Genomic DNA, 13720 nt, shown 5'->3' with positions numbered 1-13720 from the left:
GCTGGCGAATCGAACGACCGACGGCTAGCCTCTTCAAAACAGGGGGCTAGCCGATGGTTGACGTGTTCATTTCCTATTCGCGCGACAACAAGGCGCGCGTCGCCGACATCGCCGCGGCCGTAACCGCGGCGGGCTATGATGTCTGGTGGGATGCCGAGTTGCCGCCGCACCGCTCGTACGGCGACGTGATCACCGAAAAGATCGGCAGTGCAAAGGCCGCGATTGTCGTCTGGTCGCATACTTCGGCGCAGTCCGAATGGGTACGCGCCGAGGCCGACGTCGCACGTAACCAGAAGAAGCTGGTCCAGACCGCGATCGACGATGTGATGCCCCCGCTGCCCTTCAACCAGATCCAGTTCGCCGATTTGCGCGACTGGAACGGCGATCCGGCGCACAGTGGCTGGCGCAAGGTTCTGATGAGCCTCGAAGAGCTTTGCGGGCGCGAAGCGGCGCCCGCGCCGGTGGAAAATCACGCACCGGCGCCGGTCGCGCCTCCACCAATCGCTTCGGGTGATTGGCAGGCAGCACCGCCGCCATCAAAGCCATCATTCCTCCCTTGGGCCCTGCTCGGGCTGGCCGTGATCGCCGTCGCACTGCTGGCGTGGAAGTTGTTGCAGCCGGCGGCGGCGCCCGAAGCGACCGTGGTTGCGACTTCGACGGGGGCCAATGCCGCGCCTGCTCCGGCCGATGAAGCCAAGGCCGCGCCGAGCGAGCCGGCCGAAGCCTTCACTCTGGCCGCCGTCATCGACGACCCAGAGGGCTTCACCAACATCCGGTCGGGGCAGAGCGCGAAGACGGCGATCGTCGGCAAAATACTTGAGGGCGAAAAATTCCTGACTTACAAGCAGTCCGGCACGTGGTGGCGCGTGCGCAAGGCCGACGGCACGACGGGCTTCATGTTCCGCAAATATATCCGGCTCGTCGAAGGCCGCACGCCGGCGATCCCCGCCGGTGCCGCGCCGACCGGCGTCGGTGGCAGCGGTGTCGTCATTCCCGATTCCTCGGAGCGGCTGCTTTCGACCGACGAGTTGGGCAATTACAGCGCGCTCGAACTCCGGATCGCGCGCAACGAGATTTTCGCACGCAACGGGTTCCGTTTCAGCGACCCGTCGCTCCGCGCGCATTTCGGCCAGTTCGACTGGTATCGCCCGACGAGCGACACGGTCGAGCTGTCCGCCACCGAGAAAGCGAATGTCGCGTTGCTGAAATCGGCCGAAACAGCCGCGCGATGACGAGATCGGCGGACCGGGTCGCGGCCGCCGAAGCCGAGGTCGAACACCGGCTGGCGGAGGGCGATGCGCTGAGTGCGTTCGATTGCGCCGCTGCGGCCCGGCGCGATGGGGCCGACAGCCCGCGCCTGCGCTACCTGACGGTGCGCGCACTCGCCGCCTCGGGCGACAGTCTGGGCGCGATGCACCTCTATGAGCAGCTGGGCCTCGCCGCGTCGGGCGACGTCGACAGCCTCGCGCTGGCGGGGCGGATATGGAAGGATGCCGCCTTCGACAAAAGCGGCGACCGCCACGCGGTGCTGCTGGGGCAGGCCGCGGCAGCCTATCATCACGCATGGACGCTTTCGGGCGCCGCCTTTCCGGCGATCAACGCCGCGAGCCTCTATGCGCTGCTCGGCGAGCGCGAGCGCGCCGCGGCGTTGGCGGGGCCGATCGCCGCAAATGGCGCCGCCGATAATTATTGGGACCTGGTGACGCTGGTCGAGGCACTGCTGCTGCTGAACCGCGGCGAGGAAGCGCTGCGTCCCGCACAAGTGGCCAATAATCAGGCGGGGACACGCGCCGGAGACCGCGCCTCAACGTGCCGCCAGCTGTCGCGCCTTGCCGCAAGCGGTGCGATTGACGCAGGTCATGCCGGTGCGATCGTCGACCTGCTTCGTCCGCCCCCGGTCGGGGTCTATTGCGGGCGGATGTTCCGTGCGGGCGGCGCCGGCGAGGTCAATGCCCGCACCGCCATCGCCACCGCGCTCGATACGCAGCCGCTTTCGGCGCTGATCGGCCCGCTGGCTTGCGGCGCCGACATCCTGTTCGCCGAAGAAGCGCTCGCGCGCGGGATCGACCTGACTGTCGTGCTGCCCTTCGCCGAGGAAGACTTCATTGCCCAGTCGGTGCTGTCGGGCGGTGAGGCCTGGCTGGCGCGTTATGTCGCGTGCCGCGACCGGGCCGCAATGGTCCATTTCGCCAGCGGTGCGCGCTATGTCAGCGACGATTGCCAGTTCGTCCTCGGCTCGCACACGATGATGGGCCTCGCGAAGCTGCGCGCGCGCGAACTGGAAACGACCGCGATCCAGCTCGCGGCGGTCGATCCCGACGTCGCGGCGCGTCCCTCGGCCGCAATCGCCGGGACGAATGCCGATATTGCGTTGTGGCAGGAGCATGGCGGCGAGACCCTGACGATTTCTGTTGGCGCTCTCGACCGCAACCTCGACTTTCCCGCAGCGCCAACGCCGCCGGACGGGACGCGCCGCGGGCTTTACGCCATCTTGTTCGCGGATTTCGCGGGCTTTTCGAAGCTGGGCGAAGCTGAACTGCCGATCTTTGCCAGCGAGGTGATGGGCGGGATCGGCCGCATTCTCGACGATTTCGGTGATGCGGTATTGTTCCGCAATACCTGGGGCGATGCAGTCTACGCGATTATCGACGACCCGGCGACGGCGGCGCGGATCGCGCTCGCTATGCAGGAGCGGCTCGATATTCTGCCACCGGGGCTCGGGCTCGACGGCCAAAAGGCCGGAATGCGGACGGGCATTCATTTCGGGCCGATCTATCGCGGCGTCGATCCCGTCGTCGGGAACGAGCTATGGTACGGCACCGAGGTGACCCGCACTGCGCGGATCGAGCCGGTCACACTGGTGGGGCAGGTCTATTGCACGCAGCCGCTCGCCGCGATGCTCGCACTTCGCAACGCCCGCGATTTCGATTGCGATTATGTCGGCAAGGTGCAGCTTGCCAAGGACTATGGCGAGCTTGCCCTCTATCGCTTGTCGCGCGGCTCAGCCTGATGGCGCGCGCAGCCGCGCGACGAAAAAGCCATCGAGACCGCCCGCGTCGGCGAGCATGGCGGGGAGCGTGCGGATCAAGCCCTTGTCGTCGGCGACAACCGCTTCGGGCAGTTCGTCGGCGCGCGCGGGATCGATGCTCCATCCGGCATGGCGGTCGAGGAAGGTCGAGACCTGATCCTCGCCCTCGGCCTGCTCGAGCGAGCAGGTCGCATAGATCAGCGTCCCGCCCGGTTTGACCCAGCGCGCCGCGCGCGACAGCAGTTCGGTCTGAAGCTCTGCCATTTCGGCGATCTGCCGCGGTTCGATGCGGTGGAGCACATCGGGGTGCCGGCGGAAGATACCGGTAGCCGAGCAGGGGGCGTCGAGGAGCACCGCGTCGGCTTGATCTTCGGGTGCCCACGAGCGGATGTCGCCCTGGACGATGTCGGCCGACAGGCCGGTCCGTTCCATATTGGCGCGCAGCCGTTCGAGGCGTTTGGCGCTGGAATCGACCGCGACGACGTTCCATCCCGCCGCCGCGAGCTGCATTGTCTTGCCCCCGGGCGCGGCGCAGAGGTCGAGTACGGTCCGGCCTTCGCCGGCGCCGAGCAGGCGCGCGGGCAGGCTGGCCGCCAGATCCTGCACCCACCAGCCGCCTTCGCGATAGCCTGGCATCGTCTCGACCGCCTGACCGCGGGGCAGGCGGCGATGGCGCGGTGCGAGCGAAACGGCGTCGGGCCATTCTTCCGTACCCGGTTCGGCGGCGAAGCTGAGGTCGATCGGCGGCGGCGCACTCCACGCCGCTTCTGCCGCTTCGACCATCGGCAGGCTCCATTGCTCGGCCCAGCGTTCGGCGGTGGGCAAGGGCAGCGTTGCCCGGTCGGGAAGTTGCCATTCTTCTTGCTGCGCGCGCGACAGGATCGCGTGGACCAGTCGTCGCGGCCCGCCATCGACGAGCGGCAAGGCGGTCGACACGACCGCATGACCGGGGCTTTTGAGCACCAGCAACTGCGCCAGCGCAATCCGCAAAACCGCGCGTGATTTGACGTCGTCAGGGAGGATTTGCGCCGTCGCGCCGTCGATCAGCGCGTCGAGATCGACCATCCAGCGCAGCGTTTCGGACACGATCGCAACCGCGAAGGCGCGGTCGGTGGCTGTCAGGCCCTGGGTGGCGGCATGCATTGCGACATCCAGCGGATCGCCGCGCCGCAGGATCGCGTCGATCAGCCGCAATGCGGCGCGTCGCGTCGCCGTGCCCGCGGGATCGGCGCCGCCGGACGATCGCGGGCGCCGGGGCGGGCGGCGATCAGCCATGATGGGTAACGGCGTGGTTGGCGTGACGCATGAAAAATCCTATAGGGCGGGCATCATGACCGACAGCAGCCAAAATGGAACCATCGGCGGAACGCCGCGCGCTGTAAAGCGCCCAGCGCATGTGAAGGCTCCCGCGGGCTGGACGAACAGTGCGGTGCCGTCGCCCGAACCCATCCGCGAGGATAAGGCCGAGGATCAACCCGGTGGGCGCAACCCTGTGCGCTACGGCGACTGGGAGTTGAAGGGGGTCGCGGTCGACTTCTGATCGGGGCGTCGCCGCGGTTCGGCCGATAATCTAGAGATAGCGCCGGAATTTGAATGGCCGCCCTTGCACTGAGCAAGGACGGCCACAGTTTTTTGTGATTAGACGGCCGGAAGCTCGGTGTTGAGGGGCATCTTGCCGCTCTTGACCTGTTCGGCGAACACTTCGCGCATAAGCTGCAGCGAGAAGAGGTGCGCGAAGATCAGGCCGAGGATGCCGTTCTGCATCAACTTGCGCAGCACGTCGCCGCGCAGTTCGCGCAGCTTGTTCTCGTCGACCATCTGGAAACCGCGATAGACGAAAGGCTTGTCATTGCCTTCCTGCTGGATGGCGACTTCGCCGTCCATCAGAAGGTCGGCCTTCTTCAGTTCGTCCATGAACATGCCGGTGCGCTGGCCGGCTTCTTCGAAATTCTTGCAGAATTCGAGAACGGCCTGAACCTGTTCCGACGGCTGGCCGTCGATGAACAGCGCATCGCCCTCGTCGAACTTGCCGATCGCGCCCGACGTCGGGTCGAAGCACAGCGACAGATCTTCCGAATCGGGCTGGAGCCGCGCGAGGAGGAAGGGGTAGCGGCGGATGTAGGCCGGGACATAGACCGGATTGATCAGCTTGCCTTCGTCGTCGACGAAGGTGTTGATGCCTTCGTTCAGACCCATCAGTGCGAGCGGAACCGGATTGTCGCCGGCCGAAAAGACAATCGGGAAAAAGCGGCATGCCGACACGAATTCGTCCGAGGTCAGCGGGATGGCGTGCTGGCCCACCAGGAATTCGGCGCTGTCGAGCGGACGTGCGTGGAAATCGGCGTGCTCGACGCTCGAAAGCGGGGCAAGGTCCTTGTAGAACAGCGGCAGATTGGCAGGTGCGGGCGCGGTGGCCATGTTTGAACTCCGGTAAAAGTCCCGAAGCTCGGGACGAAAAGGATAAAGCGCCTTATTGACCCGCGCCGCGCGGCGCAAGAGGGGGATGATGCAAGCGGGTGATATGCGGCGCGACGGGACGGAGCGGTGGTCAGGCGACCAGTTTGCCGGGATTGAAGATGCCCGCAGGGTCGAGCCCGGCCTTGACCCCGCGCAGCGCGGACAAGCGCGCCGGACTGTCCAGTTCGGCCAGGATGTCGCGCTTCATCTGGCCGATGCCATGTTCGGCCGAGATCGACCCTCCGAGTTCGAGAACGTGCGAATAGACCAGCCGGCTGACGGCTGCGCCATGCTCGGCGAGCCATGCCGCGCCATCGGCGTCGGCGGGCGGCTGGACATGATGGTGGACATTGCCGTCGCCAAGATGCCCGAAAGATAGCGCGCGAGCACCCGAAAAGACCGAATTCAATCGCGCCGGATTCTCGGCGATGAAAGTTGGCATCAGATCGACGGGTACGCTGATGTCATGCTGGAGCGCCGGACCTTCCGCGCGTTCCGCTTCCGAGATGGAATCGCGCAGGCGCCAGAAATCCTCGCTCTCGCGGTCGCTTTTGGCGATCACGACATCGCGGATCAGCCCGGCGTCGAGTGCCGCAGCGAGTTGCCGTTCCAAGGCTTCACCCAGTGCCTGATCGCTTTCGCCGGCGAGTTCGAGCAGGACATACCACGGCTGTGCGGTCGCAAGCGGCGCGCGCGTCTGGGGAATATGGCGCAACACCGCGTCGAGGCAGGCGTCCGGGATCAGCTCGAACCCCTCGAGCTCGCGCCCGATCGCGGCATCGACTTGGCGCAGCAGCAGCAGCGCGCTTTCGGGCGAATCGATCCCGATCCACGCCGTCCGCCGGGCGGCGGCCGCGGGGACGAGGCGCAGCGATGCGGCGGTGACGATCCCCAACGTCCCTTCGGCCCCGCAGAACAGGTGCCGCAGGTCATAACCGCGGTTATCCTTTTTGAGCGGGGCCAGCCCGTCGAAAATGCTACCATCGGGCAAAACCGCTTCGATGCCTGCAACCAGCGCGCGCATCGATCCGTGGCGGAGCACCTGGGTGCCGCCGGCGTTGGTCGACACCAGCCCGCCGATCGTTGCTGAGCCCTTGCCTCCAAGAGTGAGCGGAAAACGGAGCCCGTGCGCGAGGATGGCGTTGTGGAAATTCTCCAGGATCACGCCGGCTTCGGCAACGGCAAGCTGCCCCGCCTCGTCGATATGGCGTATCCGGTTCAGGCGTCGCAGGCTGAGCAGCAGCTGATCACCGCTGGCATCGGGGGTCGCGCCGCCGACCATGCCGCTGTTGCCGCCTTGGGGGACCAGTGCGACCTCGGCCTCGGCGCACAGGCGCACGATGGAAGCGACTTCGTCGGTGCTCGCGGGCGATAGCATCGCGGCGGCACGGCCGTGATATTTGCCGCGCCAGTCGGTCAGCCAAGGCGCCATCGCATCCGGGTCGGCGCTATAGCCTTTGGGGCCGAGCAAATTTGCGAATGCGTCGAGCAGCGATGCAGATGGCGGGCGCGTCATGCCGGTCCACTCCGGAAATTTCCTGCTCCACAAGCGGGCAGGGGGTGACAGCAGTTCATTTGATGTTCAATCATCCTTGTTAAAGGGAGCGATGGACGAATAGTATCTTTTCGTCCAGCGGGCATGGACGCGGGAGCCATAGGTGAGCGAAATCTTCGGTCAGAACGCCAAAGGAGCGGCAGCGGGGCTGTGCTGACGGCGGCATTCCTGTGGTTTGTGGCCGCGGCGCCAGCGGCGGACGCGGCGGTGCCCGTTGCCGCGCCGGAACCGTTGGTCGCAATTTCCTCGCCGACGCCCGAACAGGTTTCTTCCTTCTGGCAGGTGGTGATCGAGCAGCAGCTGATCATCCGCGTGCCCGCCCAGCGTTCGCAGCTCAACAATTTCGCGGCGGGCCCATCGATGTCCAAACGCGCGACCGAACTGCCTGTCGTCTGGAAAGAGAAAAAGGCGCCCAAATGCGTATCGATGCGCAATATTTTGGGGATGCAGGCGGTCCAGCGCGACAGCATCGATATCATCACGCGGCAGAAGCAGCGGCTACGCGCGCAACTCAACCGCGGTTGCCGCGCGCTCGATTTTTATGCCGGTTTCTACATGCAAGGTAGCAAGGACGGAAAATTGTGCGAGGATCGTGATCAGATCCACGCTCGGACCGGCGCAAAGTGCGAGATCGACAAGTTCAAGCTGATGGTTCCGGTCCGCGAAGACGATTAATCGCGTTTATCGCGGCCTTTCCTTGACTTTTCCCCATCATTTGCCCAATGGCCGCGGCAACGTCCGCCTGCGTGGGAGGCTGGGCGCCAACTCTTTTCCGGACATGATGATCTTATGAAATTTGCCGACATCGGCCTTTCCGACGAACTTTTGCGCGCCATCGACGAGTCGGGGTATAACGAAGCGACCCCGATCCAGGCGGGAGTTATTCCGTCGGTCCTGATGATGCGCGACATCATCGGCATCGCCCAGACGGGCACCGGCAAGACCGCGTCGTTCGTGCTGCCGATGATCGACATCCTCGCTCATGGCCGCGCCCGTGCGCTGATGCCGCGCTCGCTGATCCTCGCACCGACGCGCGAACTCGCGGCGCAGGTCGCTGAAAATTTTGAAAAATACGGCAAATATCACAAGCTTTCGATGGCGCTGCTCATCGGCGGCGTGCAGATGGGCGACCAGGTCAAGGCGCTCGAAAAGGGCGTCGACGTGCTGATCGCGACGCCGGGCCGTCTGATGGACCTGTTCGAACGCGGCAAGATCCTGCTCACCGGTTGCAACCTGCTCGTCATCGACGAAGCCGACCGGATGCTCGACATGGGCTTCATCCCCGACATCGAGAATATCTGTACGAAGCTGCCGGCGACTCGGCAGACCCTGCTCTTCTCGGCGACGATGCCGGCGCCGATCAAGCGGCTGGCCGACAAGTTCCTGTCGAACCCGAAGACGATTGAAGTCGCGCGTCCGGCAAGCCGGAACGAGAATATCGAGCAGTTCCTGGTCAAGACGTCGGAACGCAGCAAGCGCGATACGCTTCGCAGCCTGATCGAGACCGAGAAGGTCGGCACCGCGATCATCTTCTGCAACCGCAAGACGACCGTGCGCGAGTTGGCTAAATCGCTGCAACGCTATGGCTATAAGGCGGGCGAGATCCAGGGCGACATGGACCAGTCGAGCCGCACCGCCGAACTCGAACGGTTCAAGAACGGCACGATCAACATCCTGGTCGCATCGGACGTCGCGGCGCGCGGGCTCGACGTCAAAGGCGTCAGCCATGTCTTCAATTTCGACGCGCCGTGGCACCCCGACGATTATGTCCACCGCATCGGCCGCACCGGCCGCGCAGGCGCCCAGGGGCGCGCCTTCACTCTGGTGACGCCGTCGGATGACGAGGCGATCGACAATATCCAGAAGCTGACCGGCTACAAGATTCCGATCCATGGCGGCGGCGCGCCGGCGGCGGATGTCGCCAAGCCCGACCGCGATGCGGAAGAGGGCGAGCCGCGGCGCGGACGTGCGGCGCGCGGCGGGCGCGGCAAAGCTGCTGCGAAGCCGGAAAAGGCACCTGCGCGTCCGGCGCCGGCCGCACCCGCCGCCGAAGCGCAGCCCGCGAAGCCGCGCGAGGACAGGAAGCCGCGCAGCGATCGCAAACCGGCGCCCGCCAAGCGTGACGATCTGGACGGCCCCGACGATGGCTGGAACGGCCCGATGCCGGGCTTCCTGTCGGTCGGTTTCGACAGCTGACGCCGGGCGGAAAGCGGTTGCTGGTCAGACCCTGACCAGCATCTTTCCCATATTGCTGCCAGAAAACAGGCCGAGGAAGGCGTCGGGCGCCGACGTCAACCCGTCGTGCACGGTCTCGCGCATCGTGACCGCGCCGCTGGCGATCAGGCCGCCCATGTCGGCATAGAATTCTTCCATGCAGTCGATGAACTGGTCGGTGTAGATGAAGCCTTCCATGCGGATCCGGGCCGGAATAGCCCGGATTATATATTTCATCTCCTGCGGCTTCGCGTCGTTGTAGACGTCGATCATGCCGCAGATCGCGAAGCGCGCGAAATCATTCGCCGTCGCAAAGGCCGCGTCGAGGTGCTCGCCGCCGACATTGTCGAAATAGACGTCGATGCCCGGCTTGCCGAGGCGTTTGAGCGCGGCGGCGAGTTGGGGGAGCACCGGCCCAGCCTTATAATCGATCGCCGCGTCGGCGCCGAGATCAAGGGCCCACGCGCATTTGTCCGCGCCGCCGGCCGAGCCGATTACGGTCATTTCGCGCGCTTTGGCGATCTGTACGACCGCCGAACCGACCGCACCCGCGGCCGCCGAGACGAATATCGTATCGCCGGGCTTGGCCGCCGCGATGCGGAGTAAGCCGATCCATGCGGTTCCGCCGGTCAGGCCCATATTGTGCAGGAAGGTTTGCGGGGTCAGGCCCGCGGCCAGCATGTCGCCGGGCAGCTTGTTCGGCATCATGTCGAGGCCGATGACGCCGCCGTCGCGCCAACCGCCCATGTGGAGGATAAGGTCGCCCGGAGCAAAGCCCTCCATCCTGCTTTCGATGACTTCACCGATCGCACCGCCGGTCATCGGCTGGTCGATCTGGAAGCTGGCGGCATAGCTTTTGGCGTCGTTCATTCGCCCCCGCATGTACGGATCGACCGACAGCCAGAGATTGCGGATGCGAAGCTGGTCCTTTTCGAGCGGCGCGTCGGGCGCCTCGCGCAACGCGAAATTGTCGATCGTCGGCAGCCCCTGCGGACGACTGGTCAAATGCCATGCCTTGGCCATCGGAATCCCCCCATTCCCAATTTCGCCGGCGACGGTGGTCATCGTCAGAAAAGCCGTTGCCACTGCCAATCAGCGTCGTTAATACGCTGCCGGTCGCGGGGCCGTAGCTCAGATGGGAGAGCGCTGCAATCGCACTGCAGAGGTCAGGGGTTCGATTCCCCTCGGCTCCACCAGCGACCTTCCCGACCGATCAGCCCGCAAAATCGCGAATCATATTCTTCGCAATCACTAGCTGCTGGATCTGCGTCGTCCCCTCATAAATGCGGTAAATGCGGCAGTCGCGATAAAAGCGTTCGGCCAGATATTCCTTGAGATAACCCGCGCCGCCGTGGATCTGCACGACGCGGTCGGCGACGCGCCCGCACATTTCGCTGGCGAACATCTTGGTTGCCGCAGCTTCGACGAGGATTTTCTCGCCGCGGTCGGCGCGCGCACACGCATCGGCGAGCATGCATTCGGCGGCATAGATTTCGGCCTTGCTGTCGGCGAGCATCGCCTGGATCAGCTGGAAGTTGGCGATGGGCTCGCCGAACGCCTTGCGCTCCATCGCATATTTCAGGCCGGCGTCGAGCATGCGCTTGGCATAGCCGACGCTCGCCGCCGCGACCGACAGGCGCCCGTTATCGAGGCTCTGCATCGCCGCGCGGAACCCGATGCCTTCCTCGCCGCCGAGCAGCGCATCGCCGTCGACATGCACATCCTCGAGGATCACGTCGGCGATCTGCGATCCGGCCTGACCCATCTTGCCGTCGGGCTTGCCGATCGAAACGCCGGGCGCGTTGCGCGGGACCATGAAGGCGCTGACATGGGCGTTCTTCGGAAGCGCCTCGGCGTTAGTGCGCGCCATGACGAGGATGACGTCGGCGAAGGGCGCGTTGGTGATGTAACGCTTGGTGCCATTGAGGACATAACCATTGCCGTCGCGCACGGCGCGCGTCTTCATCGCGGCGCTGTCCGATCCGCTGTCGGGCTCGGTGAGGCCGAATGCCGCGATTTCTCCGGCGGCGAGCTTGGGCAGCCAATGCTCCTTCTGCTGCGCCGTGCCGAACCCGACGAGCGACTTGCAGACCATGCCGATGTTGATCGAGACGATCGAGCGATAGGCGGGCGAGGCGTAGGCGAGCTCGCGGATAAAGCCGACATATTGGCTGACGTTCATGCCCGCGCCGCCGTATTCCTCGGGCATCGTAACCCCGAACAGGCCCATGTCGCGCATTTCCGCAAGGATATCGTCGGGAACGCGGCCGAGTTCCTCGAGCTGGTCTTCCGCCGGGATCAACCGCTCGCGGACATAGCGCTGCAGCTGTTCGATGAAGGCTTCATAGATATCGGCGTCCATTCCCGGATTGGTCATCGTCTTCCCGTCCCTTGATTATTGTTCGGCGTAGGTGTCGATCGCCGAGAAAATACGCGTGAGTTGCTCGCGTTCGTCGGCGTCGATGTCGGGGCGCCAGATTTCGAACAGCAGGATCGTGCGGTCGCTGGTGCCGCGGTTCCAGGCTTCATGTTCGAAGCTGTCGTCGAAGATCAGCATCTCGCCCTCGCGCCACGCACGCGTTTCCGCGCCGACACGCAGACCGCAGCCATCGGGGACGATCAGCGGCAGATGGCAGATAAGGCGCGTGTTGAGCAGGCCGTGATGCGGCTGGATATGTGTGCCGGGCGTGAGGCGCGAGAAGAGTGCGATCGGTGCGCCGCCTGGGATCACCGGCTGCGGCGCCAGTTCGAGCGCGGCGAGGGTGGCGGGGCAGCGTTCGTCCATCCCGTCGGCAACGACCCCGTCCTTCCATAACCACGCGGCGCCCCAGTCGGGCTTGTCGAGCAGGGGGTTGTTGGGCGGCGGTCGGTCGGGGCTGGCGGTCACATAGGGACCGAAGCGATCGGACGAATTGTCGATCAAGGCCCGGAGTTCGGCGCGGATTGCCCCCGTCACTGCTTCGACTGCGGGAACCCAATCGAAGTCGGCCCGGTCGAAAAAGGGGCGCTGCGCGAGGCCCGGGAAGTAAAACATGCTGGGTTGTTGCAAATAAAGCGGCTGTTCGCCCGCAAGCATTCGGAGGGCCTCGGCGACCCGCGGTGTTGCGGTGCCGGCGTCGATCCCGGCACCGCGCAATTGGCCGAGAAGATGCTCGGCAAAGGCGCGGTCGGTTTCGGCGAGGAATTGTTCGGCGCGCTGGAGGCCGGGATGAAGGGCAGGCGGGACGCTCCGGGCCTGTGCTGCGGTTCCGAGCGCTAACCGGTAAAAGCTCCCCGCCGCGCGATCGTCGGCGAGGCGGCGCTTGAGTTCGGCCATGGCGAGCAGCACCGCGATATTGCCGCGGTCGGCGCGGATCGCATCGTCGAGCGCCGCGGTTTCCGCCGCAATATCGCCGCGGCGATGGGCGTCGCGTGCCCGGTCCAGCCATGTCGTCTGCTGCGTCATGGCTCTTGCCATAACGCAGCATCGGACCTTTGCAAGCGACGCCCCGCGTGCCTCAGGCTGCAGTAGGGGAAGCTTCGGGCGGCCTGGTTGCGCCGCGGAGCCATTTCCGGGCGACGAGCATGGGCCGGGTCCGCCAGATCATCATCAGCAGCGCGAAGAACAGCGCCCACGGCAGGACGGCGGCCCCAACGACAAGGATGAAGGACAGCATTACGCTGCCGCTGTGGACGAGCATGTTCAACGCGTCGCTGAACGGGTTGCCATAGCCGATGCCGGGCAGCCCGCCGGTGCCGACGTAATCGAATTGCATCGGCGTCGTGGCGAGCATGGCCTCGTCGGTCCGGCGCGTGTCGCGTTCGCCGTCGAGCTGGCGGCGCATTCCCGCGATCTGCTGCTGCAATTCGGCGCGCTCGCGATCGCCGAGACCACCCTGCCGGAGCCGCGTTTCGAGACGCGCGATCTCAGCGTTGAGGTCGGCACTGCGGCGCTGCGAGTCACTGATCTGCGTCCCGACATCCTCGCCGCTGATCCGCGTCGCCGCGAGCACGCCTTCCGCCTTTTCGACGCTTGCGAGGGCATCGCGGCCGAATTTGCGGGCTATTGCGGGATCGAGCTTGAAGAGGAGTTGCGCTTCGACCTCGTTTTCGCGAACGAGGCGATAGGTCATGCCGGCGATGCGGCAACGGTTGACCCCCAGCGCTTCGCACGCGGCGGCATGTTCCTCCTGCACCTTGGCAATGCGATTGTCGTCGAGGCGGAAAGCATAGGCATAGTTGAAAGCGACGCCGGGCGCCGACGTGACCCCGACGTTGGGCGGACGCACGGCCCGTGCCGAGCTATCCGAAGGAGCCGGGATCGACAGCGGCGTGGCTTCCGCGGCGGCATCGACCGGGGCCATGTCATAGGCAGGAGATCCCTGGACACTCACCGATTCCGAATTTTTTTCCGAACAGCCGACCAGGGCGAGCGCCATCGCGCCCGCTAAGAGCTTGGTTTTCATGAAGTCTCTCCCAACATGCGA

At 65.3% G+C, this 13720-nt stretch carries 12 protein-coding genes and 1 tRNA gene; 6 read left to right on the top strand and 7 right to left on the bottom strand.

Annotated features, from left to right (window positions below):
- Positions 1-53 precede the first annotated feature (53 nt).
- The gene (locus J2X38_RS10800) at positions 54-1232 is read left to right on the top strand and encodes a TIR domain-containing protein (protein ID WP_310253919.1); all 1179 of its coding nucleotides are present in this window, start codon (positions 54-56) and stop codon (positions 1230-1232) included.
- Complete coding sequence (locus J2X38_RS10795; RefSeq protein ID WP_310253917.1) at positions 1229-3010, top strand: adenylate/guanylate cyclase domain-containing protein; 1782 nt, start codon at positions 1229-1231, stop codon at positions 3008-3010. The genes J2X38_RS10800 and J2X38_RS10795 overlap by 4 nt, the downstream gene beginning before the upstream one ends.
- Here J2X38_RS10795 and J2X38_RS10790 read toward each other — a convergent pair.
- Complete coding sequence (locus tag J2X38_RS10790) at positions 3002-4303, bottom strand: RsmB/NOP family class I SAM-dependent RNA methyltransferase (RefSeq protein WP_310253915.1); 1302 nt, start codon at positions 4301-4303, stop codon at positions 3002-3004. The genes J2X38_RS10795 and J2X38_RS10790 overlap by 9 nt on opposite strands.
- A gap of 55 nt (positions 4304-4358) precedes the next feature.
- On the opposite strand from J2X38_RS10790, the gene J2X38_RS10785 reads away from it, so the two are divergent.
- The gene (locus tag J2X38_RS10785; protein ID WP_310253913.1) at positions 4359-4568 is read left to right on the top strand and encodes a DUF1674 domain-containing protein; all 210 of its coding nucleotides are present in this window, start codon (positions 4359-4361) and stop codon (positions 4566-4568) included.
- Positions 4569-4666: 98 nt separating this feature from the next.
- Here the strand turns inward: J2X38_RS10785 and J2X38_RS10780 are convergent, their stop codons facing one another.
- The gene (locus J2X38_RS10780; protein WP_058538376.1) at positions 4667-5446 is read right to left on the bottom strand and encodes a SapC family protein; all 780 of its coding nucleotides are present in this window, start codon (positions 5444-5446) and stop codon (positions 4667-4669) included.
- Positions 5447-5576: 130 nt separating this feature from the next.
- On the bottom strand, positions 5577-7001 hold the full coding sequence (locus J2X38_RS10775; protein WP_058538377.1) for an FAD-binding oxidoreductase: 1425 nt from the start codon (positions 6999-7001) through the stop codon (positions 5577-5579).
- A 189-nt stretch (positions 7002-7190) separates the two neighbouring features.
- Here J2X38_RS10775 and J2X38_RS10770 point away from each other — a divergent pair, with 189 nt between their 5' ends.
- Both J2X38_RS10770 and J2X38_RS10765 read left to right on the top strand, forming a co-directional pair.
- Complete coding sequence (locus J2X38_RS10770) at positions 7191-7715, top strand: hypothetical protein (RefSeq protein ID WP_058538378.1); 525 nt, start codon at positions 7191-7193, stop codon at positions 7713-7715.
- Positions 7716-7829: 114 nt separating this feature from the next.
- On the top strand, positions 7830-9236 hold the full coding sequence (locus J2X38_RS10765) for a DEAD/DEAH box helicase (protein WP_310253910.1): 1407 nt from the start codon (positions 7830-7832) through the stop codon (positions 9234-9236).
- Positions 9237-9260: 24 nt separating this feature from the next.
- Here the strand turns inward: J2X38_RS10765 and J2X38_RS10760 are convergent, their stop codons facing one another.
- The gene (locus tag J2X38_RS10760; protein WP_310253908.1) at positions 9261-10277 is read right to left on the bottom strand and encodes an NADP-dependent oxidoreductase; all 1017 of its coding nucleotides are present in this window, start codon (positions 10275-10277) and stop codon (positions 9261-9263) included.
- A 97-nt stretch (positions 10278-10374) separates the two neighbouring features.
- Between J2X38_RS10760 and J2X38_RS10755 the strand changes: the two genes are divergently transcribed.
- Positions 10375-10450: transfer RNA gene (locus J2X38_RS10755), tRNA-Ala, on the top strand.
- Between the two features lie 17 nt (positions 10451-10467).
- On the opposite strand, the gene J2X38_RS10750 is transcribed toward J2X38_RS10755, so the two are convergent.
- The 3 genes from J2X38_RS10750 to J2X38_RS10740 are packed head-to-tail and all read right to left on the bottom strand — an operon-like array spanning position 10468 to position 13699.
- Positions 10468-11631: an acyl-CoA dehydrogenase family protein gene (locus tag J2X38_RS10750; protein ID WP_310253906.1), complete on the bottom strand. Its 1164-nt coding sequence runs from the start codon at positions 11629-11631 to the stop codon at positions 10468-10470.
- An 18-nt stretch (positions 11632-11649) separates the two neighbouring features.
- Positions 11650-12699: an aspartyl/asparaginyl beta-hydroxylase domain-containing protein gene (locus J2X38_RS10745; RefSeq protein WP_310253904.1), complete on the bottom strand. Its 1050-nt coding sequence runs from the start codon at positions 12697-12699 to the stop codon at positions 11650-11652.
- Positions 12700-12751: 52 nt separating this feature from the next.
- A complete protein-coding gene (locus J2X38_RS10740; protein ID WP_310253902.1) occupies positions 12752-13699 on the bottom strand; it encodes a DUF4349 domain-containing protein in 948 nt (315 codons plus the stop codon).
- Positions 13700-13720: the final 21 nt, after the last annotated feature.

The organism is Sphingopyxis sp. BE235 (assembly GCF_031457175.1).
GTDB lineage: Bacteria > Pseudomonadota > Alphaproteobacteria > Sphingomonadales > Sphingomonadaceae > Sphingopyxis.
Note: the sequence above shows the minus strand (reverse complement) of the source record. Positions and strands in the feature narration are given on the sequence as shown.

Excerpts from the sequence above, each read along its gene's own strand:
- J2X38_RS10750 (WP_310253906.1), bottom strand. The coding sequence starts at position 11,631 with ATGACCAATCCGGGAATGGACGCCGATATCTATGAAGCCTTCATCGAA.
- J2X38_RS10785 (WP_310253913.1), top strand. The coding sequence starts at position 4,359 with ATGACCGACAGCAGCCAAAATGGAACCATCGGCGGAACGCCGCGCGCT.
- J2X38_RS10775 (WP_058538377.1), bottom strand. The coding sequence starts at position 7,001 with ATGACGCGCCCGCCATCTGCATCGCTGCTCGACGCATTCGCAAATTTG.
- J2X38_RS10800 (WP_310253919.1), top strand. The coding sequence starts at position 54 with ATGGTTGACGTGTTCATTTCCTATTCGCGCGACAACAAGGCGCGCGTC.
- J2X38_RS10765 (WP_310253910.1), top strand. The coding sequence starts at position 7,830 with ATGAAATTTGCCGACATCGGCCTTTCCGACGAACTTTTGCGCGCCATC.
- J2X38_RS10790 (WP_310253915.1), bottom strand. The coding sequence starts at position 4,303 with ATGGCTGATCGCCGCCCGCCCCGGCGCCCGCGATCGTCCGGCGGCGCC.
- J2X38_RS10745 (WP_310253904.1), bottom strand. The coding sequence starts at position 12,699 with ATGACGCAGCAGACGACATGGCTGGACCGGGCACGCGACGCCCATCGC.
- J2X38_RS10795 (WP_310253917.1), top strand. The coding sequence starts at position 1,229 with ATGACGAGATCGGCGGACCGGGTCGCGGCCGCCGAAGCCGAGGTCGAA.
- J2X38_RS10780 (WP_058538376.1), bottom strand. The coding sequence starts at position 5,446 with ATGGCCACCGCGCCCGCACCTGCCAATCTGCCGCTGTTCTACAAGGAC.
- J2X38_RS10740 (WP_310253902.1), bottom strand. The coding sequence starts at position 13,699 with ATGAAAACCAAGCTCTTAGCGGGCGCGATGGCGCTCGCCCTGGTCGGC.
- J2X38_RS10760 (WP_310253908.1), bottom strand. The coding sequence starts at position 10,277 with ATGGCCAAGGCATGGCATTTGACCAGTCGTCCGCAGGGGCTGCCGACG.